Source organism: Cylindrospermum stagnale PCC 7417, assembly GCF_000317535.1.
Lineage (GTDB): Bacteria > Cyanobacteriota > Cyanobacteriia > Cyanobacteriales > Nostocaceae > Cylindrospermum > Cylindrospermum stagnale.
Window position 1 is genome coordinate 1,442,596 of the sequence record NC_019757.1, and the last position, 24,050, is coordinate 1,466,645.

General features: G+C 41.6%; 26 protein-coding genes and 1 pseudogene. 18 read left to right on the forward strand and 9 right to left on the reverse strand.

The features are described 5' to 3' along the window. Positions 1 to 19: 19 nt before the first annotated feature. Positions 20 to 595 (reverse strand): thermonuclease family protein, encoded by a 576-nt coding sequence (locus tag CYLST_RS05975; protein WP_015206804.1) that lies wholly within the window; start codon positions 593 to 595, stop codon positions 20 to 22. Between the two features lie 488 nt (positions 596 to 1,083). Here CYLST_RS05975 and CYLST_RS05980 point away from each other — a divergent pair, with 488 nt between their 5' ends. From CYLST_RS05980 to CYLST_RS05995, 4 genes are all read left to right on the forward strand, one after another. Then, positions 1,084 to 1,647 (forward strand): hypothetical protein, encoded by a 564-nt coding sequence (locus CYLST_RS05980; RefSeq protein ID WP_015206806.1) that lies wholly within the window; start codon positions 1,084 to 1,086, stop codon positions 1,645 to 1,647. Positions 1,648 to 1,832: 185 nt separating this feature from the next. Then, the gene (locus CYLST_RS05985) at positions 1,833 to 2,093 is read left to right on the forward strand and encodes a MoaD/ThiS family protein (protein WP_015206807.1); all 261 of its coding nucleotides are present in this window, start codon (positions 1,833 to 1,835) and stop codon (positions 2,091 to 2,093) included. Positions 2,094 to 2,322: 229 nt separating this feature from the next. Continuing rightward, a complete protein-coding gene (gene thrC, locus CYLST_RS05990) occupies positions 2,323 to 3,627 on the forward strand; it encodes a threonine synthase (protein ID WP_015206808.1) in 1,305 nt (434 codons plus the stop codon). A 52-nt stretch (positions 3,628 to 3,679) separates the two neighbouring features. Next, the gene (locus tag CYLST_RS05995; RefSeq protein ID WP_015206809.1) at positions 3,680 to 3,955 is read left to right on the forward strand and encodes a MoaD/ThiS family protein; all 276 of its coding nucleotides are present in this window, start codon (positions 3,680 to 3,682) and stop codon (positions 3,953 to 3,955) included. 74 nt (positions 3,956 to 4,029) lie between these two features. Here the strand turns inward: CYLST_RS05995 and CYLST_RS06000 are convergent, their stop codons facing one another. Further along, complete coding sequence (locus CYLST_RS06000) at positions 4,030 to 4,374, reverse strand: hypothetical protein (protein WP_015206810.1); 345 nt, start codon at positions 4,372 to 4,374, stop codon at positions 4,030 to 4,032. 219 nt (positions 4,375 to 4,593) lie between these two features. Between CYLST_RS06000 and CYLST_RS06005 the strand changes: the two genes are divergently transcribed. Together CYLST_RS06005 and CYLST_RS06010 are read left to right on the forward strand one after the other, a co-directional pair. Next, positions 4,594 to 5,631 (forward strand): threonine aldolase family protein, encoded by a 1,038-nt coding sequence (locus CYLST_RS06005; RefSeq protein ID WP_015206811.1) that lies wholly within the window; start codon positions 4,594 to 4,596, stop codon positions 5,629 to 5,631. A gap of 139 nt (positions 5,632 to 5,770) precedes the next feature. After that, entirely contained in the window at positions 5,771 to 6,385 is a 615-nt protein-coding gene (locus tag CYLST_RS06010; RefSeq protein WP_015206812.1) for a DUF2996 domain-containing protein, read from the forward strand. A gap of 41 nt (positions 6,386 to 6,426) precedes the next feature. Here the strand turns inward: CYLST_RS06010 and CYLST_RS36705 are convergent. Then, positions 6,427 to 7,067: pseudogene (locus CYLST_RS36705) on the reverse strand (NINE protein). Between the two features lie 356 nt (positions 7,068 to 7,423). Between CYLST_RS36705 and acsF the strand changes: the two are divergent. From acsF to CYLST_RS06065, 9 genes are all read left to right on the forward strand, one after another. Further along, entirely contained in the window at positions 7,424 to 8,500 is a 1,077-nt protein-coding gene (gene acsF / locus CYLST_RS06025; protein ID WP_015206813.1) for a magnesium-protoporphyrin IX monomethyl ester (oxidative) cyclase, read from the forward strand. Positions 8,501 to 9,046: 546 nt separating this feature from the next. Beyond that, entirely contained in the window at positions 9,047 to 10,309 is a 1,263-nt protein-coding gene (locus CYLST_RS06030; protein ID WP_015206814.1) for a calpain family cysteine peptidase, read from the forward strand. A 41-nt stretch (positions 10,310 to 10,350) separates the two neighbouring features. Further along, positions 10,351 to 11,052, forward strand: coding sequence for a C2 family cysteine protease (locus tag CYLST_RS06035; RefSeq protein ID WP_157162538.1), 702 nt, complete (start codon positions 10,351 to 10,353; stop codon positions 11,050 to 11,052). A 27-nt stretch (positions 11,053 to 11,079) separates the two neighbouring features. Continuing rightward, a complete protein-coding gene (locus CYLST_RS06040) occupies positions 11,080 to 11,640 on the forward strand; it encodes a hypothetical protein (protein WP_015206816.1) in 561 nt (186 codons plus the stop codon). A gap of 100 nt (positions 11,641 to 11,740) precedes the next feature. After that, entirely contained in the window at positions 11,741 to 12,310 is a 570-nt protein-coding gene (locus CYLST_RS06045; RefSeq protein ID WP_041232983.1) for a hypothetical protein, read from the forward strand. Between the two features lie 198 nt (positions 12,311 to 12,508). Next, a complete protein-coding gene (locus tag CYLST_RS06050; protein ID WP_245587471.1) occupies positions 12,509 to 13,078 on the forward strand; it encodes a hypothetical protein in 570 nt (189 codons plus the stop codon). Positions 13,079 to 13,178: 100 nt separating this feature from the next. Next, on the forward strand, positions 13,179 to 13,733 hold the full coding sequence (locus tag CYLST_RS06055; protein ID WP_041232985.1) for a hypothetical protein: 555 nt from the start codon (positions 13,179 to 13,181) through the stop codon (positions 13,731 to 13,733). Positions 13,734 to 13,988: 255 nt separating this feature from the next. Beyond that, the gene (locus CYLST_RS06060) at positions 13,989 to 14,576 is read left to right on the forward strand and encodes a hypothetical protein (protein ID WP_015206820.1); all 588 of its coding nucleotides are present in this window, start codon (positions 13,989 to 13,991) and stop codon (positions 14,574 to 14,576) included. A 251-nt stretch (positions 14,577 to 14,827) separates the two neighbouring features. Further along, positions 14,828 to 16,228 carry a hypothetical protein gene (locus CYLST_RS06065; RefSeq protein ID WP_015206821.1) on the forward strand — a complete coding sequence of 467 codons (1,401 nt, stop codon included), beginning with the start codon at positions 14,828 to 14,830 and terminating at the stop codon, positions 16,226 to 16,228. A gap of 20 nt (positions 16,229 to 16,248) precedes the next feature. Here the strand turns inward: CYLST_RS06065 and CYLST_RS06070 are convergent, their stop codons facing one another. Both CYLST_RS06070 and CYLST_RS06075 read right to left on the reverse strand, forming a co-directional pair. Further along, positions 16,249 to 16,821 (reverse strand): ABC transporter permease, encoded by a 573-nt coding sequence (locus CYLST_RS06070; RefSeq protein WP_015206822.1) that lies wholly within the window; start codon positions 16,819 to 16,821, stop codon positions 16,249 to 16,251. Between the two features lie 327 nt (positions 16,822 to 17,148). Further along, positions 17,149 to 17,724 (reverse strand): TIGR04376 family protein, encoded by a 576-nt coding sequence (locus CYLST_RS06075; protein ID WP_015206823.1) that lies wholly within the window; start codon positions 17,722 to 17,724, stop codon positions 17,149 to 17,151. 401 nt (positions 17,725 to 18,125) lie between these two features. Between CYLST_RS06075 and CYLST_RS06080 the strand changes: the two genes are divergently transcribed. Then, positions 18,126 to 18,320 carry a type II toxin-antitoxin system HicB family antitoxin gene (locus tag CYLST_RS06080; RefSeq protein ID WP_015206824.1) on the forward strand — a complete coding sequence of 65 codons (195 nt, stop codon included), beginning with the start codon at positions 18,126 to 18,128 and terminating at the stop codon, positions 18,318 to 18,320. A gap of 98 nt (positions 18,321 to 18,418) precedes the next feature. On the opposite strand, the gene CYLST_RS06085 is transcribed toward CYLST_RS06080, so the two are convergent. The 4 genes from CYLST_RS06085 to CYLST_RS34225 form a co-directional block, all read right to left on the reverse strand. Continuing rightward, entirely contained in the window at positions 18,419 to 19,249 is an 831-nt protein-coding gene (locus CYLST_RS06085) for a D-alanyl-D-alanine carboxypeptidase family protein (RefSeq protein ID WP_015206825.1), read from the reverse strand. 11 nt (positions 19,250 to 19,260) lie between these two features. After that, entirely contained in the window at positions 19,261 to 19,587 is a 327-nt protein-coding gene (locus CYLST_RS06090) for a hypothetical protein (RefSeq protein ID WP_051056102.1), read from the reverse strand. A gap of 128 nt (positions 19,588 to 19,715) precedes the next feature. After that, positions 19,716 to 19,973, reverse strand: coding sequence for a hypothetical protein (locus tag CYLST_RS32165; RefSeq protein ID WP_051056103.1), 258 nt, complete (start codon positions 19,971 to 19,973; stop codon positions 19,716 to 19,718). A gap of 67 nt (positions 19,974 to 20,040) precedes the next feature. Further along, positions 20,041 to 20,211: a hypothetical protein gene (locus tag CYLST_RS34225; protein WP_157162539.1), complete on the reverse strand. Its 171-nt coding sequence runs from the start codon at positions 20,209 to 20,211 to the stop codon at positions 20,041 to 20,043. A gap of 328 nt (positions 20,212 to 20,539) precedes the next feature. Here CYLST_RS34225 and mnmG point away from each other — a divergent pair, with 328 nt between their 5' ends. Beyond that, positions 20,540 to 22,483, forward strand: a complete 1,944-nt coding sequence (gene mnmG / locus CYLST_RS06100) for a tRNA uridine-5-carboxymethylaminomethyl(34) synthesis enzyme MnmG (RefSeq protein WP_015206826.1) — start codon at positions 20,540 to 20,542, stop codon at positions 22,481 to 22,483. A gap of 302 nt (positions 22,484 to 22,785) precedes the next feature. After that, on the forward strand, positions 22,786 to 24,036 hold the full coding sequence (locus CYLST_RS06105) for a hypothetical protein (RefSeq protein ID WP_015206827.1): 1,251 nt from the start codon (positions 22,786 to 22,788) through the stop codon (positions 24,034 to 24,036). The last annotated feature ends 14 nt before the right edge of the window (positions 24,037 to 24,050 follow it).

Below are 24,050 nucleotides of genomic sequence, written 5' to 3' on the forward strand. Positions count from 1 at the left end.
ATTACCCATCCTACTTTACTTACGGCTTTGCTGACTTGCTCAATTTTCGATACTCCCAAGGATCAACAAACTTTTTATCACTCCAAATACCCAGCTTTTGCTGTTGCGCTTGGGCTTCGGTTTGTTGAACTAAATCTTTACTGGGACACTTGTTTAAATAAGGGCGATAGGCTTTAGCTAATCCTTCTTCTAACAATACTTGCTGGATAAAAGTGCCATCTTTTAAGCGGACTTCAGCCACCTTTCTACCGTAGCGATCGCTATCTGTAATATTCAAAGTGACGCGATCGCCTCCTTGCTTCACCAGTTGCTGCACCCGTTCTTGGGCCTTCGTACCCCAACTAAATTGATTGCGATCTCTTACCAGTCTACTGCCCTTTTCCTTGTTGCTATGGGGGACTTCTGGTGCATCGACACAAGCAAAGCGCACGGTGAAATTCTTGCCACTGGTGTCTTTTAGTACTAAAGTATCACCATCACTCACTCGCTCAACTTTGTCTCCAGACGTCGGTAAAAGGCGATCGCACCCTATCAAACCCAAAATCAAGAAAGTCGCACCCAGCCAAATGAGCGTTTGTCTAGTTAATTTATCCATTCAAATCCACCGCATCACCTTTGAAGGATGATACTAGCAAATTAAAAAATTATTCTGGTTAACTATAACAGTTGCCATTTGACTAAGATCCGCCAGATGAACCTAACTGCTCTGAAAAACTGGATGTCTGCATCAGTTGTTTCACTTTGGCTGTTTGTGCAATCACAAGCAACTCTAGAATTATCTGTGTTCCCAGGGTAAAGGCTGCCAACCCCATAAAACACCACAGTATTGGACATTCAGGGAACGCGAGAAACAAACCTAGTACATCACGGCGGAAATAAAGCTACCATTCACAATTGCTGAAAGCTTTACAGTACAAGCTTTTTAATTTTTAATTTCTAATTTTTAATTCCGCAAAGCGGTACTAGCCTTGGGAGGTGAATTGAAAATTACTGCCAAATTACTGATATATTTTACCCTAGATAAGCCGTATTTCTACCTGAAGATAGTTGTATTTCAACAATATTGTTTATTATTGTACACTTATGACAATAACTACACAAAAACCTCTGACTCAATCAGTAAATCCTCCTGAAAAGTTAGCTCCGCGCCCTATCGAAGCAGAGCGAATGCGTGACGTTCAGCTTTTACTGCAAAACTTAATTAACAATGAGGAAGCGACTGTTAAGCTTATCTTGGACTGTCTCTATGATGTTGGCTCAGTCAATTTAATTAACCAAAAGCTTCGTCTGGGCGTTCTGAACCGGATGATGAAATTAATTACCCAGATGTCTAAACCCATATTTAGAGTTTTTGCATGGTATTGGTTTAAGAAAAACTGTCCTCAGTTAATTACTGATTGGCTGCTATCTAAGGTAACTTTTGAAAATCCAGTAAATACACCTCCAATATCTGTTGAAGCTTCAGAAGTTCAAGCATATTACCCGTTAGAGGCAGAAATCCTGAGTCGAGAAGTAAGATATTTACGTCAGCAAGTCAGATTGCTAATAGGGATTTCTATAGCCTCGCTTTTGGCTTTAGGTGTAACAGTCACCATGCTAAACCGCAGTCCAGAAGTACCATTACAAAGCAGACAGCAAAGTCAATAGACAAGGCGTTGCTCATGTTATGGATTTATGATTTAGTTAAAAAAAATCAACTTTTATTGCCAGACAAGTAGGCATAAATTTTATTATTGAAAATAGCTGATGAGGTTTTAGATAATTCACCTTTTGCCAATTCTTTTTGCTCTTTGCTAGATAGTTATTCTACGTTAACCCCTGAAAAATAACCAATGAATAAGTCTGCAATCACCGTTAATGTTAAATTGTTCGCTGCTTATCAAGAAGCCTGTGGAGTTTCCGAACTAGTTGAGGAATTTCCCAATGGTACAACCGTGGCAGCAATCTGCGATCGCCTAATTGCTGAACATCCAGAACTAGCCCAATGGCGCCACATCACTCGCTTTGGGATTAATCTGATATTTGTCGAACCAGATACTATCCTCCGAGATGGTGATGAAGTCGTGCTAATTCCCCCCGTCAGCGGCGGCTAATTGAATTTTAGATTTTGTCATCGCTACAGCCGGAAAGCTGGGTGGAGTTTTTCTAAGTATTTTTAGGTTTATTGTCTACATAAATACTTTTAATTAAGTGAATATACTAAATATTCTAATCTTAATGCCAAAATCAAACCCGACTATTTTTGTCGGGTATGTTTGACGAGTATTTTTACACGTGTTAGTATCAGTCGACAGTTGACGGACAAACAGGGAAAGCTAGTTTATGACTCAGGCAACAACCACAGACGCCCAAGCAACGACTGCCATATTGCAAGCCTTGAAGTGTAAGGAATGTGGCGAGGAATATGAACTCAAAGCCAGCCATGTTTGTGAGTTGTGCTTTGGTCCGTTAGAAGTCAAATATAACTACAGCAACCTGCGTCTCTCTGTCAGTCGGGAAAAAATCCAAGCCGGGCCAAATTCAATTTGGCGCTACCGGGACTTTTTGCCTGTCCTCACTGATAACGTGATCGATGTGGGAACAGGTATGACTCCCTTGGTTCGTTCCCATCGTCTTGCCCGTCGCCTGGGTTTAAATAAGCTTTATATTAAAAATGATGCCGTCAACATGCCCACTCTCAGCTTTAAAGATCGAGTGGTGTCTGTCGCCCTCTCTAGAGCCAGAGAATTGGGTTTCACAACTGTTTCTTGCGCTAGCACAGGTAACCTGGCAAACTCTACAGCTGCGATCGCAGCACATGCCGGTTTAGACTGCTGTGTGTTCATCCCCGCAGACTTGGAAGCGGGTAAAATTCTGGGTAGCCTCATCTACAGCCCTACCCTGATGGCAGTCAAGGGCAACTACGATCAAGTAAATCGCCTCTGCTCGGAAGTCGCCAATACACACGGCTGGGGTTTTGTCAATATTAACCTGCGTCCTTACTACTCAGAAGGTTCCAAGACACTGGGTTTTGAAGTTGCAGAACAACTCGGTTGGCAACTACCTGACCATATCGTTGCTCCTTTGGCTTCTGGTTCCCTGTTTACCAAAATCTATAAGGGTTTCCAAGAATTTGTCGAAGTCGGTTTAGTGGAAGCTAAGGATGTGCGTTTCAGTGGCGCTCAAGCTGAAGGCTGTTCACCCATTGCCCAAGCATACAAAGAAGGGCGCGACTTTATCAAGCCAGTGAAACCGAATACAATTGCCAAATCAATTGCGATCGGCAACCCAGCAGACGGTGTTTACGCTATGGAAATAGCCCGGAAGACTAACGGTAATATTGAATCAGTCAATGATGCAGAAATTATTGAAGGTATCAAGTTACTAGCAGAAACCGAAGGCATCTTTACTGAAACCGCCGGCGGTACAACAGTTGCTGTGCTGAAAAAATTGGTAGAAGCTGGCAAAATTGATCCAGATGAAACTACCGTGGTTTATATCACTGGCAATGGTTTAAAAACCCAAGAAGCCATCCAAGACTACGTTGGTGAACCTTTGACAATTGATGCCAAACTCGATAGCTTTGAACGGGCACTAGAAAGATCCCAAACACTCAACCGCCTAGAATGGCAGCAAGTCCTCGTTTAGTCATTGCTCATTAGCAACTGACAAGTAACAACTCTTCACTAAATAATTAACTATGGCTGTAACAGTTTTAGTCCCCACCGCCCTGCAAAAATTCACGAATAACCAAGCTGCCCTAGAATGTAGTGGTGGCAACATCTCTGAACTGTTCGATTCCTTAGAACAAAGTTGTCCGGGAATCAAATCTCGGTTATGCGATGAAACGGGAAAACCACGGCGGTTTTTGAATTTGTACGTCAATAGCGAAGACATCCGCTTTTTAGAAGGTACAGAAACAGTCTTGAAAGATGGCGATGAAGTTAGTATTGTCCCCGCTGTTGCAGGTGGTTGAACTAGTTAATAAAACAGCTATCCCGATCCTCCCCCGGTTAGCGGGGGAAGTAAATTGGTCGAAAAGGTGACAAATCATAACTGGGTAAGTTGCTGACGCCAAACTTCGTTGTTGTCGATAGTCAAAATAATCCGTTTATAGGATTCATCTTGCAATTCAATAGTTAAATAATTTGTCTCTCGGTTTACATACCAAAACTCCTTACCCCGGTCTGTGTAATAAGTTCCAGCCTTAATCAATCCCGGAACAAAACTACCAGGAGCACGCAATTCTTTCCAATTACTTTGCGGTTCGGCCGTTGTTACTTGTTCAATATGGGCTAGGGGTATTTGCCAAACTTTGTTAAAGCGTACCGCCAGTAGTTGCTCTTTGAGCGTAAATTCTATTTGCAACTTTTCGTCAATTATACTTAAATTCATCATCTACCTCATTGCATTTGTGGTATAGACAATGCTAATAAATATTAGCTCCAATTAATTAAGTTAAGAGAATTAAATTAAAAGATGAAGCAGTATGTAGTAAGGACTTTAGTCCTGAAAATGCTGGTGTTGAGGATAAATTGCTCACTACGAAGAACAAAATTTTTATTTTAAATTGAACTATGTATACCTACTTATCACCAATCAATATTAAAGATTATGAGTAGCAATTCAGAACAATTTGCTAGTGATAATTATTCTGGTATTTGTCCCGAAGCGCTTGAATATATGCTGAGAGCAAATCAAGCCAGTGCGCCAGCTTATGGGAATGACGAATGGACACAAAAAGCAGCAGATTATTTTCGGGAACTATTTGAAATTGATTGTGAAGTATTTTTTGCTTTTAACGGAACTGCGGCAAATTCTTTGTCCTTAGCTGCACTTTGTCAGTCCTATCACAGTGTTATTTGTCATGAAACATCTCACATCGAAACAGATGAATGCGGCGCACCAGAATTTGCTTCTAACGGTTCCAAGCTACTTTTAGCTAAAGGAGAAAATGGCAAGTTAACACCACAAGCTATTGAGGCGGTTGTCACGAAGCGGACTGATATTCATTATCCCAAACCAAAAGTTATTAGTATTACCCAAGCGACGGAATTGGGAACTTTATATACTCCAGAAGAACTACTGGGTATTAAAGAAGTTGCCAAAAAGTATAACTTAAAGATTCACATGGATGGCGCACGCTTTGCTAATGCTGTAGCGGCGATGAATAAAAGTCCAGCAGAAATTACTTGGAAAAGTGGTGTAGATGTGTTGTGTTTCTGCGGTACTAAAAATGGTATGGCTTTAGGTGAAGCAATTATTTTCTTCAATAAAGCCTTAGCAGAGGATTTTGATTATCGCTGCAAGCAAGCAGGCCAGTTAGCCTCAAAAATGCGGTTTATTTCTGCTCCCTGGTTGGGTTTATTGGAAACTGGCGCGTGGTTAAAAAATGCCCGTCATGCCAATTTATGTGCTGAATACTTAGAAAATCAATTATTGAAGATAGCAGGCGTTGAGATGTTGTTTCCACGAGAGGCAAACGCCGTTTTTGTCAAGCTCCCTGAACAGGTAATTTACAGCTTAAAAGCTAAGAATTGGCAATTTTATACATTTATTGGTGTGGGGGGAGTGCGTTTGATGTGTGCTTGGAATACAACACAAGCGAGAATTGACGAATTGATCAAAGATATTCAAATCGCGATCGCATGAAGGCGGGGCGCAGCCCATCGCCTGACTGGCAAACTAGAGAAATCAGCTATGGCCATGCTCTATTGTGCCAAAATGAAAATAACCGATACCTTCAGGTGAGCGATCGCTCTGAAAGCTAGATAAAGGATTGACCTGAGCAATGGCAGACGAAACCAATCATAATCAAGCGGGAGAGGTTGCTCCCAGCACTGTTGACAAACAGGCTCCCACTGTCGCTGAAGAAAATGCTCCTAGCACCGACGAACCAGTAGCAACGAGCCTCCCTACTGCCAACACGCCAGATCCGAAAGCAGCGAACCCCAAAACTAACCCCAATGCTGCTAAACAAGCTGCTGCACCCCCCAAAGACAAACCGGCAGCCGCGAAAAAGGAAAAAGCTCCCACTGTCGAAGATAAGCCATTTGTGGAGTTTATCGAGCAAGAATACTTGCCAGCCGTGCAAAAAGCGATCGCACAGCAAGGAGTCCCAGACTTGCAGTTATCCTTTGCAAAGCAGAAGTTTCCCCTCGCTGGCTTCGATTCCGCCGAAGAATGCTGGCAAATTATCGGCAAGTGGCAAAACAACCTCCGCCAATTTAACCTCTATTTCCCCGATGAAGATATTCAAGGGAAAAAGGGATTTTCCTGTAATGAAGGCAAAAAACCTAGCACTCTTGAGTCATTTTTAATCGATGAGCGCAAAATTACCCTTGATTTATTGGTATTTGGCTTAATGCAGCGCTTGAATGGTCAAAAGTGGCTAGGTAGAAATTAGTCATTAGTCCTGATTTTTAGACAAATGACAGTCCAGGGACTTTAAAGCTCGTGAAAATGGTAGGTAACGGCTCCAGTAATGGGGTCGTTGTCTATCTTCACATAACCTGATTTCAACATCTCCTTAAGAGTCGCTTCCACTTCAGCAAAGCTGGCTCCAGTTGCCTTCACACCTTGAGTTACAGTGATACTCCCACCCTTGGTTTCTGCCGCTTCGATCAGTTGCACCATAAGTTGGTTAGCCGTGTGGCGGTAAACTTGCGAAGCAACTGCTACTTGATTTATGGGTACACCCAAAGGAGATAAACCAGCTTTGAGTCTAAGGGGTTGTTTAAAAAGTATCAAAATTGATCGAGATCCCCCCTTGCCCCCCTTAAAAAGGGGGGTAAAACTTCTTAAAGTCCGCCTTTTTAAGGGGGATTTAGGGGGATCTGCTGGTGCTTAATACATCACCAAAAACTTTTCAAACATCCTCTAAGGTTCTGTTCATATTCGTCAACCATATTAGGTATGAGGAACACATCCACGAACTGCCCAACGTAAAAAAAACCCAAGGTAAACAGCCACAACAAACCCGTTCCTATCTTGCCATTATATAAACGGTGAAGCCCTCCCAAGCCGAAAAATCCACCTACACATAAGATATAGGACAGAACCAGACGCTCTTGATTCTTGCTATTCATCTTGCTTTCGACCCCTTAGATGCGCGCTGTTTTCATAGATAGTTTTCCCATGCTGTTTTGTTTCACCTCAGCCGGGCCCAGATAAAATTGCCAGAAATCAACGCCTTCAAGCCAGCGAATGGAAGCGACTAGCATACTTCGTGCTATGCCTGACTACCGATTTTCCCGGCTCGATTCCGCAACATATAAATGTATTGTTGCAACTCTTAACGATATATTTACCAGTTTCTAGCCTACTCCTTGGTAAACTGAACTTTATACAAATGGCATTATTGTCCTCAGTCGCACCTTGTGAGAGCATAAACATTGGCTTTCTGGTGTGTCCATTATAAGAAAGATAAAAGAGCAATCAAGACATGGTAGATTCCCTAAAAAAACCAGGCTTTGAAGAATTGCGTCCTGGAATTAAAGTTCCCGCAAAAGAAACCCTCTTAACACCCCGGTTTTATACCACTGATTTTGATGAGATGGAGAAGATGGACATCTCCGTCAACGAAGACGAGTTAAGAGCTATTCTGGAAGAGTTTCGTACAGACTACAACCGCCATCACTTTGTCCGGGATGCCCAGTTTGAACAATCCTGGGATCATATTGACGGGGAAACTCGCCAGTTGTTCGTTGAATTTCTCGAACGTTCCTGTACAGCCGAGTTTTCCGGCTTTTTGCTCTACAAAGAACTCGGACGCCGCTTAAAAGACAAAAGCCCAGTCTTGGCAGAGTGTTTCAACCTGATGTCACGGGATGAAGCGCGTCATGCAGGGTTTTTGAACAAAGCATTGTCAGATTTCAACTTATCCCTCGATTTAGGGTTTTTGACTAAGAGCCGCAGCTACACCTTCTTTAAGCCGAAATTCATCTTCTACGCCACTTATCTCTCAGAGAAGATTGGTTATTGGCGCTACATCACCATTTATCGCCATTTAGAAGCACATCCTGAAGACCAGATTTATCCAATTTTCCGGTTCTTTGAAAACTGGTGTCAGGATGAAAACCGCCACGGCGATTTCTTTGATGCGATCATGAAATCTCAGCCGCAAATGTTGAATGATTGGAAGGCAAGGCTGTGGAGTCGGTTCTTCCTGTTGTCGGTGTTTGCCACAATGTATCTCAATGACATCCAGCGCAAGGACTTCTATGCATCCCTTGGCTTAGATGCAAGAGAATACGACATCCATGTAATTAAGAAGACCAACGAAACCGCAGGCAGAGTCTTCCCAGTAATGCTGGATGTAGAAAATCCAGAGTTTTATCAACGCCTGGATGTTTGTATTGAGAATAATGAGAAGTTAAGAGCAATTTCCAACTCTAACACCCCCAAATTCTTGCAAATCTTCCAGAAGTTGCCGGTTTACCTCTCTCATGGCTGGCAGTTACTGCGGCTATACCTGATGAAACCAATTGACGCTGCTTCTGCTCAAGGTGCAATTCGTTAATTAACATCATTTTCTCCAACAAAATTTAAGTGGCTCTGCTCTGTGCAGAGCCACTTTTTTATGCATATAAAAAATTTGTAAGTACATAACGAAGTGAACTCATAAAAAATGCCTACTTAGTTTGAAGATGTATTTCTTTTAAGCAAAGAATAATCATCCCGTTTATCCTGAAAATTATATTTGAACCAATAATTTACCAGTTTTGAATTATGTGAAAACTAAGCTTGCCTAATACTATTTTAGGACTAAAGCTGCGTGTCACACTCAACGTCTCTTGTAGGGTGCGTCAGATGTCGAAAAGCTGTTGATTGTTAACGAATTATCGAGTCTGACGCACCCTACTAATACCTAAGCTTGCCATTTGCTTAAGTCCTGTATTTCTCTTAAAGCTTGATACATATGATTTATCTTAGCTCCCTTTTCTTAGCCCCCCTTTCCAAGGGGGGTTGGGGGGATCTCAATTTTGATCCGAATCAGACATTATCTAAATGTCTTCTATTGATTGTGATCAACAAGTCAAAAATTTGTAATTAAACAATTAAATAAATGTATAGCAGAGAACATAGAACCGCTAAAACTCCTTCCCATAAAACTGACACAGCAGCAACGAATCGATTTGCGCCGCCTCGCTTCGTCTACCATCCTAAAGTAGAAACAGCGACACCTCAAGCAGAGCAAACAACCGATTTACAGGCTGAATCAGAAAATTCAGAGTCACTTGATAGTAGTTGTCTAAAACCAGGTATATTGTCTCCTCGGTTCACAAAACCACAGCCAAGACAAATTCAGATGAAGCTCAATCTTGGTCTGTTTAGAAATCAGCAAGCGGTGGAGAAAGCGCCAGCAGATGTAGTGCAGCGAATGAATACACCTCTTGATGAAAGTATTCAGCCTCAGGAATTGTTAGAAAAGAAGCAAAGAGCAACACCCCAACTAGAGAAAACACCAGATTTACAGGCTAAATCAGAAAATGTAAAGCCTGACCCTTTTGAAGCAGCGCCCCTATTGCCAAATCCTCGTTTAGCAGCGTGGGATATAGGAAAAACAGCCAAGATTCCGGCTGGGAAAGAGTTTTATAAGTTGTCTAATGACGGCTCGAAGAAAAAGGCACAGCCGAGAAGTCAAGACTTAATAGTCAAGGTGGAAAATGAGAACGATGGTGGGTATATCTTTTCCATTGCCAAGGTTCCTGAAAAGTTCTGGGTAGCCAAAGAAAACATAAAGCAAATAGTACAATCAGGGTTCAAGAAAATTGATGTTCCTCTCTTCCCCCCAGACCCCAAATGGAAACCCTCACCAGATGATGTTCGACAACTAGGCATAGGAGATTGCTATTTAGGGGCTGCACTTGCGAGTATTGCAGCCCAAAAGCCTGAGTATATTAAGGAGATAGTTCGGGAGGATAAAGATGGTAATGTCACGGTGCGATTATATAAAGTTAATCGGCAAGATTACCAACACCCCAAGTTTACGCCTCAATATATCAAGGTAGAAAAGTCTATTCCTCAAGATGAATTTGGGATAGATCTCTATAGTAATGGTGCTCTCTGGGTGCGGATGATCCAAAAAGCTTATGCAGCAGGCGGTTTTACAGGAACACCTCGTGTTTTTCCTCTACAACCTTTGAATTACCTGAACATTGACAGTGGATTCTCCAGCTATGCTTTTGAAGCGTTATTGGGCAAACCCTCAACCATCCTGGGTCTAAAAAGTGGCCCGACTTACAACAAGAAGAAAATACAGTATGAAGATGGGAATGAGATTGTTGCAAAAGACAACACAAAAGAGATTATCACCCCAATCAAGTGAGTCTTCCCTGGGATGTCGACACAGTTGTGAAATACAATCAGGTGAAATCATCAAAAACGCCTGATAATTACTCTTCTCTGAAGCTGTTAATGGAGATATTTAAGAATGACCAGAACAAGGTTGATCAGTGGATAACCTTTGTTAAGGGTGTTAAAGGAAACGAGTTAAAACAGAAGTTTATCAATCAGGGTAATGACCAAGAATCTATCGACCCCAAATATGATTACGACTCACGGGGCAACAGCAATATAATTACACTTCAAGATATTGAGAAATTGTTCAAAGATCAAGCTTTTAAAGATGACATCATGGAATGGCTGCGATCGCAAAAACTTTTTCCTGGCGATTTAGGAACAGCAATCTATTCCCAGATCCAATTGGATACCTTTAAAAAAATAAAAGTAGCCTTGATAAGTGGTCAGGTTGTAGCGGCAGGCTCCTATACATACATAAGCGAACAAACCGGAACAGAAGAGAAAACACCTGATAAAGTGGCGGGAGGCCATGCTTATGCAGTTCTTGCTGTTCGTACAACCAACTCTCAGAATCCTGAAGATAGTAAAGCAGGTAAGTTTCATTGGGTTAAACTCTCTAATCCTCAGAAGAGCTATTTTCAGAAATATGATTTTCGTACTGGAAAATTTGAGGTATTAAAGGATAAGTCAAATGATTCGGCTCAATTTTGGTTGGAGTTGAGTGATTTTACCAAAAACTTCTCCAGACTTGATATCGGCAGCTTTTAAAATAAATAGAAAAAAGGAATGGCAACGATGAATATATTTCAGCAATTCAACCTGTACCAGAAAAAAGCACCTGTGGGAAAAACTGAGATGATTTGGACTCTGATTTTGAGTGGATTTCTGATTAACATAGTTGGTGTCTTGGCAATGCCACAAACTGCACAAGCTCACCTGCCACCTTTATCTACCGAGGAATTGGAAGAAAAAGCTTGTTGTATTGTGGTGGGAAAGGTTAAAAGTGTTTCTAATCCTGAGCCTAATCCAGAGTGGGGCCCTTACAAAGAAGTTACGGTCATTGTAGAAGTTATAAGTATTGAAAAAGGGTTAGAACCAATACAGCTTGCAGATCCTAATGATAACCTTACCGAACCATCAAAAAATCCCAAACCAGGAGATAAGATAACGATATATTATAGGCAGCAGGGGGGAGGCAAAGGCGGCTCCATAGGTCAAGATCATGATATACCTCTAAATGCTAAGGTGAGATTATTTTTAATAATAGATTATAAGGATCGTTTCCAGTTACTAGATCCAAATGGTTGGCAAGCTGTTTCCTCTGATTGGTGGAGATTTCGAGTCATTAAACGATAACGCAAATAACACAGATAAATTCTGGTTGGACTTGAGTGTTCTAACCAGAATTTTCTCCATAATTGATATCGGCAGCTTTTAAAATAAATAGAAAAAAGGAATGGCAACGATGAATATATTTCAGCAATTCAACCTGCACCAGAAAAAAGCACCTGTGGGAAAAACTGAGATGATTTGGACTCTGATTTTGAGTGGATTTCTGATTAACATAGTTGGTGTCTTGGCAATGCCACAAACCTCACAAGCTCACCTGCCACCTTTATCTACCGAGGAATTGGAAGAAAAAGCTTGGTGTATTGTGGTGGGAAAGGTTAAAAGTGCTTCTAATCCTGAGCCTAATCCAGAGTGGGGCCCCTACAAAGAAGTTACGGTCATTGTAGAAGTCATAAGTATTGAAAAAGCGTTACAAACAATACAGCTTGAAGATCCTAATTATGCGCTTACCGTATCATCAAAAAATCCCAAACCAGGAGATAAGATAACGATATATTATAGACAGCGGATGGGAGGGAAAGGCGGCTCCATAGGTCAACATCACGATATACCTCTAAATGCTAAGGTGAAATTATTTTTCACCATAGATCATCAGGATCGTTTCCAGTTATTAGATCCAAATGGTTGGCAAGCTGTCTCCTCTGATTGGCGGAGATTTCGAGTCATTAAACGATAACGCAAATAACACAGATAAATTTTGGTTGGACTTGAGTATTCTAACCAGAATTTTCTCCATAATTGATATCGGCAGCTTTTAAAATAAATAGGACTTACGCAAAATAATGAAGAAACGAACCGCAAAGGACGCAAAGGACACGAAGGAAGAAGGGTTTGAGAAAGTTCTTGCGTAAGTCCTGATAAATAGAAAAAAGGAATGGCAATGATGAATATATTTCAGCAATTCAACCTGTACCACAAAAAAGCACCTGTGGCAAAATCTGAGATGATTTGGACTCTGATTTTGAGTGGATTTCTGATTAACATAGTTGGTGTCTTGGCAATGCCACAAACTGCACAAGCTCACCTGCCACCTTTATCTACCGAGGAACTGGAAAAAAAAGCTTGTTGTATTGTGGTAGGAAAAGTGAAAAGTGTTTCTAATCCTGAGCCTAATTCAGAGTGGGGCCCCTACGAGGAAGTTACTGTCATTGTAGAAGTCATAAGTATTGAAAAAGGGTTAGGAACAAGAAATTTTAAAGATCCTAACGCTGTTTTTATTGAATCATCAGAAAGTCCCAAACCAGGAGATAAGATAACGATATACTATAGACAGCAAATGGGAGGAAAAGGCGGCTCCATAGGTCAAATTCACGATATACCGCTAAATGCTAAGGTAAAATTATTTTTCATCATAGATTATAAGGGACGTTTCCAGTTGCTAGACCCAAATGGTTGGCAAGCTGTTTCCTCTGATTGGTGGAGATTTCGAGTCATTAAACGATAACGCAAATAACACAGATAAATTCTGGTTGGACTTGAGTGTTCTAACCAGAATTTTCTCCATAATTGATATCGGCAGCTTTTTAAATAAATAGAAAAAAGGAATGGCAACGATGAATATATTTCAGCAATTCAACCTGTACCAGAAAAAAGCACCTGTGGGAAAAACTGAGATGATTTGGACTCTGATTTTGAGTGGATTTCTGATTAACATAGTTGGTGTCTTGGCAATGCCGCAAACTGCACAAGCTCACCTGCCACCTTTATCTACCGAGGAACTGGAAAAAAAAGCTTGTTGTATTGTGGTGGGAAAGGTTAAAAGTGTTTCTAATCCTGAGCCTAATCCAGAGTGGGGCCCCTACAAGGAAGTTACTGTCATTGTAGAAGTCATAAGTATTGAAAAAGGGTTACAACCAATACAGCTTGCAGATCCTAATGATAACCTTACCGAACCATCAAAAAATCCCAAACCAGGAGATAAGATAACGATATACTATAGACAGCGGATGGGAGGAAAAGGCGGCTCCATAGGTCAACATCACGATATACCTCTAAATGCTAAGGTAAAATTATTTTTCATCATAGATTATAAGGGGCGTTTTCAGTTGCTAGATCCAAATGGTTGGCAAGCTGTCTCCTCTCAGTCGTGGAGAATTTGAGTCATTATGGTTGGAAAGCTATCTTTCCTAATTAAGAGGATGTTTTAAAAGTCGTTGGTGATAAATCAAACACTTGTTGATCCCCCTAAATCCCCCTTAAAAAGGGGGACTTTAAGAAGTTTTCCCCGCCTTTTTTAAGGGGGTTGGAGGGATCTCGATCAATTTTGATACTTTTAAAACATCCTCTAAGATTTAAAGTTGAGTAAACAGCATTACAGTCTGGGAAAGATATCTCATAATTGAGAGATTAAAAGTATGAATATTAAGCAAAATATGCCTGTGTGGGTACAACCTGTAGAACTTAAGGAATGGCCAACCCAGAATATTGAAAATAAATATCTTCGCTATAGTTTACGCATTCCTCAAAACTGGAGTAAAAATCCAATTACTAGCCAAAACTCATTTGAGGTAGAACATATTTATCGGGGAAATTCGTCTGGGGAATTTTTATTAGTAAACTTTATGGAGCAAGCTAACCCTGTGCATGATCTCCGCAATTGGGTTGAAGCCTTTATCAGTTTGACCGGTTTACCACTTGTATTCAAACAGAAGTTAATTCATCCACCGCCTGGACTGCTTAACTGGGAGTATCAGGGAAGTTGTCCAACTTTAACACAGCGTTTAGAATGTGATGAAACTCATTTGTATCAAGGACTATTTCAACTCGCTGACAAACCAGATTTGCTTCGCTTGTATATTCTCCTTGTAAGACGCAAAACTCTAGCCTGGAAAATTAGTCTCTCGTTTCTGTCTGCTTGTATTCCTGGTACGTCAGCGGCGATGGTTGCAGAAAAAGATCATGTTCGTGCAGGTGCAACCTATGGTTATTTACAATTGTTTTGACTACGCCAACTGAAGTAATTAAAAAGATTTACGCCCATCTAAAACCATTTGCGAGAGAAGATATGCTGTGAAATCTAGCAGAAGACCAATAATATCTAGGAAAATATCGCCTCAATGATGTAATTTGTGTTGCCGAATTTATAACTATCCCCAGGGGAAAACCCCCATACCTGGTACAAGCAAATAGAAAGCAAATTGCGGAAAGTCAGCGTCAGGGATGATAGATTAACTTAAAATTTAGGTTTTATCTAATGCATACTCGTTTGAGTAATAAGCTGTCATTCCTGCTAATATTCGGCTTGTGTATGAGCGTTTTGCCTGCCTCTGGATCGGTTTTCTGCCCAGCAATAGCCTCTGAAGAATACTATAAAATAGCCAGCGATTACGAGCGGGATGGCAGCACAGGAAGCGCTGGACGAACGGGTAGAGACGGCCGCAACGGTCAAAACCAGAGCATTGTTGCCAATGGGTCACCCGTCAATCTTGACCTGTCAGGAAAAGATGGTGAAGATGGAGAAGATGGCCAAAGTGGTACTCGACCTGACTGCGGTTATCAACGTGATAGAGGAAAACGCGACATTTATGCACCAAATGGGGGTAGAGGTGGTGATGGCGGTAGAGGTGGAGACGGCGGAAATGGTGGTTCCCTCACCGTTTATTACACCAATTTGGCAGACTTGCGACAAATTTTCGTCAATGCAACTGGAGGAGAAGGGGGACGCAGTGGCCGTGGTGGTAATGGCACTGTAGGTTGTAACTGTCGTAGACGGAGTTGGGAAGTAGAAACTTGCAAAGGAACTCCTGGTAGCTCCGATTATAAATGTGCTAAGAGAACTTACCGTTGCTACGATGGCCAAGATGGTCGAGATGGCAGCGATGGCAGTAATGGTAAGCGAGGAAGCTTAGGAATTCTGAGTATTGTGAATAGCAAGGAACCTTTAGCAGCTGATACTCCTAGCTTAGAGTTAGCACTTTCAGAACTAACTGCTCAAAAATTCAACCTCTCCAAGAACAAATGGAATCTTCGTCAGGGAGCGGTTGCTCTACTTGCACCAGGTTCGGCTCTAGCCAATGAGTACCGCGAGTTTGAACAGCGCCTAGAAGGAACCTTTCAACTAGTTTGGCAGGAGAGACAACCCATTGTTAGCTTTGCCAATCAAGCTGCGAAACTGAGTTTAAAAGACAACCAGCAAGTAGAAATTGCTTTTCCTGAAGATTTGTGGGTTGAGGGTAGTGCCAAGAGTCAGGGTAATTTGACAGAGTTTACCGTTAGCCATGCGATTCTCAAGAAAGATGTCACGCGGTTAGCAGTAGCAGAGTTTGCTGATTCAGGACAAAACCTCAATTTAAAAATAGTTGATTTAGCCGGAAAGTCAGACGCCATCAATACTCAGTTTCGCGTTAAATTTCGGGCGCGGGATAGCTTTAACGGCTTTTCTGACTACAAAACCGAATACGCAGGGGATATTCAGAGCGAACTCGTGACTCGTGAATATAACCGTTTTACTTTAGCTTTAGGTAAGCTGAAAATCCCTGATGAAGCTTTAAGACCTGGTGTAAATGTTGACATTGAAGTTGTGGCAACCCGCTCTTTGGGAGGACGTTCTGCACAGCAAACCATTAACTGGCAGAGTGCGATTCGCGATCGCTAGATCAGGGTTACAAATAAAGTTTAGCGAGATTTACCCCGTTCTGAAACCATCTGCGAGAGAAGATATGCTGTGAAATCTAGCAACTGATCCAGCAAAAGGCCAATGATGGCGATGTAAAGTATCGCTTCAATAATGTAATTGGTGCTGCCAGATTTATAACTATCCCAAGCGACAAAGCCGAGTCCTTTTGGTCCGATCAACATTTCTATGGCAATAACTGTAAACCAGGCTACCCAAACGCCAACTTTTAGAGCATGAAATGTATGAAAAATAGCTGCGCGAAAGTTATTATCCTGCCTGCGAAAATGCCGCAGACCTATTGCTGTATTCACGATCATCGACCAGAGAGTACCAACAAAAATCACAATCACAGCGGCAGATTCGCTCTCTTTAAATGCTATCAGGGCAATGGGCAGCAAGACTACAGGCGGAATACTATGGGGTATTTGAAATATCCGCCTAAATATCTGATAAATTGTGCCATTTATGCCGATTAAATATCCAATAAAAATACCCAAAACGGCGGCTGGAATGTAACCCACAAAAAGCTTTTGCAGGCTAGCTAATACGTCTAAAAAGATATTATTTTCCATTCCTCAGTTATTATTTGAAACGGCTGGGGAATACTGCGGCAACATATACAAAACAGCCAATGAATTTGGCTATACTGCCAATGGGATAGGAGCAGTTAGAAAAAGAGGTGAAACCTGCTTTAATAAAATTTATCAGCAAATAAAACTTTAATAAGGTAATTAAATAAAGTTTCAATAATTCAGTTAATCGAAGCTAGCAATTCCTGCAAATACATAGCATTATTGGTAATAAATATTTTGTCAAATCTATTACCAATAATCTAGGTTAAATATAAATTATCAAGGATGAAAATGTATTACTGAGCTTTCATCCTTGATTTTTGGCGATTATTTCCCCAGATTGCGCTTCATTTGTTCCAACTCATCTTGGGTTTCCCAGGTACGGAACTTTTCTTCTAGGTCGTCAAACCCGCTAGAATAATTACTAGTTGGATTTTGCCAGCCATTGGTTTCCAAGCGCTGCTGGGTTGTAGCTTTAGCGCGTGCTGTCTGCGCCTCAGCTGCTTTAGTTTGCACCTCCTGTCGCCGCTGCTGAATTTTGTGTAGTAGTTCTTGAGATTGATTGATCCGCTCTTTCAGACCCTGCATTTGTCCCCAGCGCTGATTTCCTTCGCGCAGTAGGGCGGCTTCTCGCGCCGCCGCCGCTGTGGCTAAATCCTCTCTCAGGGCAGTTTTTGCCTTTTGAACGCGGATGTGCCAGCGTTGGATTTCCTGGGCGGTGGAGAGAATATCGTCTTGCGATCGCTTCTCTTGTAATTGTAAATCTGCAATCAGCTTTAAAGTATCTTCTTCTTGCTCCCGCAGCTGTTCTAACAGCGCCTCTAACTCCAAATGTGGATTATTACGCAAGAATTCTTCTAAACGGCTTTCGAGAAACCGACTCAAATCATCAAATAAGCCCACTGCTAGAACTCCAGAAGTCGGGTGTGTGATCTTTTTATTGTAGTAATTATTATCCTTGGCTGACAGTAAATTTTATAGAACTTACGCATCAAGTAACAAATGTAGGGGCAATTTACGAATTCTACGGTAAATCGAGAATTCCATGTCCGTAAGCGCCAGCCCTATTTTAATTTAAGGAATACTCCAAAGCCTGGGAGTAGATAAACCCTACATTTTGTCAATTTTTGTGTAAGACTAGCACTTGATCTCCAAAATCTCCATTTGTAGTATCTCTATACAAATCCCAGTAAATTTAACTTTTTCTCTAGAGTTAGCAAGGGTGTGAGTTTATGCAGTATCAAGTGATCCCTTTTTGTCTGATTGAACAAGATAGAATTTTAGACAAAAGTGGTGATTGAGATATGCGATATAAAGTCAATTTACATAAGACAGCTAAAGGCTATGCTATCTGGTGTCCTGCTTTACCTGGATGTTGGACACAGGGAGCCACGGAAGAAGAGGCATTAGAGAATATCAAATATGCCATTAAAGCCTACTTGGACACTGTTGACGAAATGACTAAAATAGCAGAGTTTTATTATGTAGACGTGCGCTAATTATACCCTAATTATAGGTATTAATTATTTCTGTTACTGCATTGAAGAATGCTAACTTTTTGTTTGCATATCAGGAACAGCAATGTTACAAGAATAGCTTAAATTGGTGTGACCCAATAATTAATTCCGTTGACAGCTTTATTTTTTAGCCCAAATTTAGGTAAATTCTCTTCAGTCCACCCGATATAAGTCCAGTGTGGAAGATCATTTTCTACGGTCTGAAACCAACCATTTTGATTTAAAGCTTTTCTCTGGTCTTGATTAGATACCCGTAAATCAATTGCTAATCCCCAGAGATGTTGTGAAGTTCCAGGGGGTGCAACTGTACCAAGAATTTTGGTTTCCTTACCCTGTTGCACTCTTTCCAAAACTTGATTATTAGCGTATTTTTGCCAAAAATGTAAATTGGTGGAGAAATCGCGAGTACAGTCACCAGAAAAACCAGATTTTAGGGGAATACTTTGCAGAGTTCTGGCTTTATTTAAAGCATCTGCGGCTGTTTTTTGTAAATAACAATCTCTAGTACCATCAACTTGAGCCATTGTCAGAGTAGTTTGAAATTCTTGCGCTTCTTCTTCAGTTGCTAAGATAACTTTTTGTGGTAGTTTAATTTCTTGTTCTTGATTAAGAAATACCGCACCGTAAGCACGTAGCAGAGTATATTCAAATGAATCACTTTGGGGAGTTGTTGATAGTCTATGAGCAATTGTAGATAAAAAACGCTGTTTTTCATCTAATTGCTGGTTGGGAATAAATGGGGTAGGGGGTGTGGGTAATGTTGCAGTATTTGTACAATTACTCACACATTCGTTTACTGGTTGAACTTTATTAACCAGTTTGTGGTGGTTAAATCCATAAATAGTAACTATAGTAATAATCATCACGACAACGATAATGATAAAGGTTGTCTTCCTCGAAAATGGTTTCATGAGAAAATGGATTAACTTGATAATTTGGGTTTAATCATATTACAAAATTGTATGAATGCTTGAAAAGTAGGCAAATGATCTGTTTCTTCTTGAGTCCTTGCTATTAATTGCTCTAAGTAAAAATACTGCAATACGTCACCAGGTTTTGTTTTGGAATAGTTAATACTTTTTGCTTTAAATAATTCTTTTAAATAAGCTTCATGAAATTGAGCCGATACGTTAAAATTTTGGTATTTACCCATTAATTCTGGGCAATTAACTAAAACATCATAGTGACGAGTGTAATCTAATAATGGTTGACTGTGTGGTTTTCTGGAGTAAATTTTTCTATTTCCCAAAAACCAAGTTTCAAAACATCTATTTTTGATGATGGTAATAAACTGAGTACTTCCTAGATTAATTTTATGAGATTTGATAACATCATCTATTTCCTGCTTTCTATCACTAATAGAAACTTCACCTGCATCTAAACTAATTTAGTATTACTATAGTCATTGCTTTTTATTTGATTAAAACTTTCTTGAACTGGGGCGATATCTTCTTCATTTAATATAGAGTTTTGAAACGGAGACAGCTTTGGCAAGATTTGATTGTTAAAATGTATTGTTTGGTTATCTCTTTGAATAATATTTTTACCATTTACTGATAAAACTTCTTGAGTAATTCTGTATTTCTTCTTTTGTGCTTCTTTTTTGTCTAGTTCATCCAAAAGCAGAGATGCCACTTCCCTATTCTCAAACTCACCACTTGGAATGCTAAATATTTTTTGGTAGTAAAATTAATATTCCAGCTTACTTGAATGAATCACCATTAGCAATTTTTTGCAAATTCATGATTGATTCGAGAATTTGGGTTTTACCAACTACAGAAGCACCGACTAAAAGATTTAAATCAGAAAACTGGATTGGCTCAAATTGCCAATCTCTCTTATGGTCATAGTAGGTTAATTGGTTGATTTTCATGTTTACACAAGTAAAAAATGATAATAGCAGTTAGACGTTCTATCTTAACATACTAAATATCATCTGAATTTTCTATCATATAGCCTTTACAAATAAAAACTTTTTAAACTTCTCTTTCTTCCCTTCGCGTTCTTCACGTCTTTCTCTTCGAGACGCTTCGCGAACGCGGTTCATTAAAAACCATCTACAACACCAAACCCAAGAAATATAAAATAATTAATGTTTTGTTGAAGTGATATTCATAACTTTTTATCATCAAGATAATACATACAACCACTGGATCGGTTAAAATTGGAAATAACTCTTAAGCTTGCTGATCTTGTTAAGTATGACCATGCACAATTCCGTTGAATTCCAAGACGCTTTTGATGTGATTGTCGTCGGTGCAGGTCACTCCGGTTGTGAGGCAGCACTCGCTTCTGCCCGCCTCGGTTGTCGCACACTGCTACTGACCCTCAACTTAGATAGAATTGCTTGGCAACCCTGTAACCCTGCCGTGGGTGGGCCTGCCAAGTCACAGTTGACTCATGAAGTAGATGCACTGGGTGGGGAAATTGGCAAAGTTGCCGATCGCACTTATTTGCAAAAACGCATCCTCAACGCTTCACGAGGCCCGGCTGTGTGGGCATTACGCGCCCAAACAGACAAACGGGAATATGCAGCAGTGATGAAAACCATTGTTGAAAACCAAGAAAACTTAACCATCCGTGAAGGCATGGCCACAGATTTAGTATTGGGCGCTAACGATGAAATCATCGGCGTTCAGACTTACTTTGGCATGGCGTTTCAATGCCTTGCGGTAATCTTGACAACGGGCACCTTCTTGGGGGGAAAAATTTGGGTTGGTAACAAATCAATGCCAGCGGGAAGGGCGGGAGAATTTGCGGCCCAGGGGATGACAGAAACGCTCAATCGCTTAGGCTTTGAAACCGGCAGACTAAAAACCGGTACTCCCGCGCGGGTAGATAAGCGATCGGTTGACTACAGTCAAATGATCATCCAACCGGGGGATGAAAAAGTTAGTTGGTTTAGCTTTGACCCTGATGCCTGGGTGGAACGGGAACAGTTACCTTGCTACATCACCCGCACCACTGCTGAAACCCACCGCCTGATTCAAGAAAATTTGCACTTGTCACCGGTTTATGGCGGCTGGGTGGAAGCCAAGGGGCCGCGTTATTGCCCCAGTATTGAAGATAAAATTGTCCGCTTCGCTGATAAAGAAAGCCACCAAATATTTATTGAACCGGAAGGGAGGGATATACCAGAACTGTATATTCAAGGATTTTCCACAGGGTTACCGGAAAATTTACAACTGCTAATGTTGCGGAGTCTACCAGGGTTAGAAAAATGTGTGATGCTCCGCCCGGCTTATGCTGTGGAATATGACTATTTACCTGCAACTCAGTGTTATCCGACCCTGATGACGAAAAAGGTGGCGGGGTTGTTTTGTGCCGGACAAGTTAATGGTACAACCGGTTATGAAGAAGCCGCTGCTCAAGGTCTAGTGGCGGGAATTAACGCGGCTCGGTTTGTGCGCGGTGAGGAGATGATTGTTTTCCCCCGTGAGCAAAGTTACATTGGTACTTTGGTTGATGACCTGTGTACGAAAGACTTACGGGAACCTTACCGGATGTTGACCAGTAGGTCTGAGTATCGGTTGTTGCTGCGTTCTGATAATGCTGACCAGCGTTTGACACCGTTGGGGCGGGAAATTGGTTTAATTAGCGATCGCCGTTGGGACTTATTCACCCAGAAACAAGCGCAGATTACCACCGAAAAAATCCGGCTCGATGCCACACGGGTAAAAGAGTTTGAGGAAATTGGGCAAGCGATCGCCACCGATACCCAACAAGCAATTAAAGGCTCAATTACCCTAGCTGACTTGCTGCGACGTCCAGGATTCCATTATCTCGACCTCGACAGGTATGGACTGGGGAACCCCAACCTCAAGCAAGCCGAGAAAGAAGGAGCAGAAATTGACATCAAATATTCTGGCTATCTCGCTAGGCAACAAAATCAGATTGATCAAATTGCCCGTCAGGCACACCGTCAGTTACCAGCTGAGTTGGATTACACCACAATTGATACCCTTTCCAAAGAAGCCAGAGAAAAGCTGAACAAGGTCAAACCCCTCACCCTCGGTCAAGCTGCCCGGATTGGCGGCGTTAACCCAGCTGATATCAACGCTTTACTGATTTATTTAGAATTGCGTAAAACCAAGATCCAGCCAGATTTTTCAGCATTAGCGGTAATAAAACTGCATCAAGGGTGAGTATAGTATAAGGGAGGAAATGGGTATGATAGATGACACAGATTAAGAACTTCTATGATCAACGATTTCCCGATTAAAGTTGAATTTAATACCACCGCTCAATCAACTCGTCTCACCTAGACGGGGAATCTGCTGTTTCATAAAAAACTCTGATTCCCAGGCAGCAAGCTACTCAACATTTAATTTCCACTTATTCGGCGGCCAGTGCGATTGCCATGAATGTGTTTTTCACTTTTAATTTTTAATTTTTAATTGCTTAGGGTGTCGTTTCCCCGTCTTAGCAGCTACAACCCAAACCGCCTATGTTACAAGATGCCAGCACCCATCTCATTGCTCCGGAACCATCAGAGGACTTGATCGCCAGCGAGCCTTGGACGATAGAGACCTATGCTGATGGCTTGATGGATGACCTCTTTTCCGATATTGATGACATTCTGGATAGTAGTGGGAATTTGCCACACCCTACCTCAAGGACAGAATCTGGATCACGGCAGACAGTTACGGTGACGGTGCCACAAATTGTCTTGCCACAGGCAGTACATCGACAACAGGCAATACCACCAAGTAAAAATCAGCAAATTGGTACGCTGGTTGTTAAACCTCCCACTGTGTCGGCAATTCAAAAGCATCAGCAAAACAGGGCTGCTGTGAATAAACTGCTGATTCTGGGAGCAATATTAGGTGTGGCCGCTGTCATCGTCTACCTGATACAATCTGGAGTCCTAACTCTATTCACCCCGCAAACTCTGCCGACAACCCAGCCACAGTCGCAGTTACCGACAAAGAAAGAAGCATCAGCAGAGTTGGTTGATTATATGCTGGAAGCACTGGCAGTCATAGACAAGCAAGAGATAAACACCAATCAAATATCTGCCAAAGCTGGATTACCTAGTAGTGCAAATATTAACCAAACAGCCCTGTCTTTGCCCAGCGCTACACCCATTGGGAATTTACCCCCACCTCTGACTGCTAACAATACACAACCAGCTGTTAACCGAGCAACAAACGTTGTTGAGCGGATCTACATCCCTGTTTATCAAGCACCATCGCCTATGCGCTACGCCCTACCGCCCATTCCTAGTGCTGCGCGTCCGGTATTTAAACCTAGTGTCATGAAAAACGCCCTAAGTGCCGTGCAGCAACCAGTCAAGCGCGTAACTGAAAAAACCTTACCTGACGCTGTACGCACTGCACCGACTACCCTGAAACAACCAGCTAAGTCTCTGACTGCATCACCAGTCGTCCCACTCCGGGTAGCACCGCCAAAACTACCTACAGCCAGAGTACCCACACCAAACGTAGAGCCGGAGACAGAGCCAACTACCACTCAGCATCAAGTATTTTTGCCTAGCGCTCCCGCAGAGTTAGAGGGATTATTAGAGTTAGGTAATAAATCTGCGGCTTTGTTTAAAATCGATGGCGTAACACGCCGTGTTAACGTGGGAGAGAACATTGGCGCTAGTGGCTGGACACTGGTAGATGTGAGTAATGGCGAAGCGATAGTGCGTCGTAACGGCGAAGTGCGCTCAATTTACGCCGGGCAGAAATTTTGATGCTCCCACGCCTT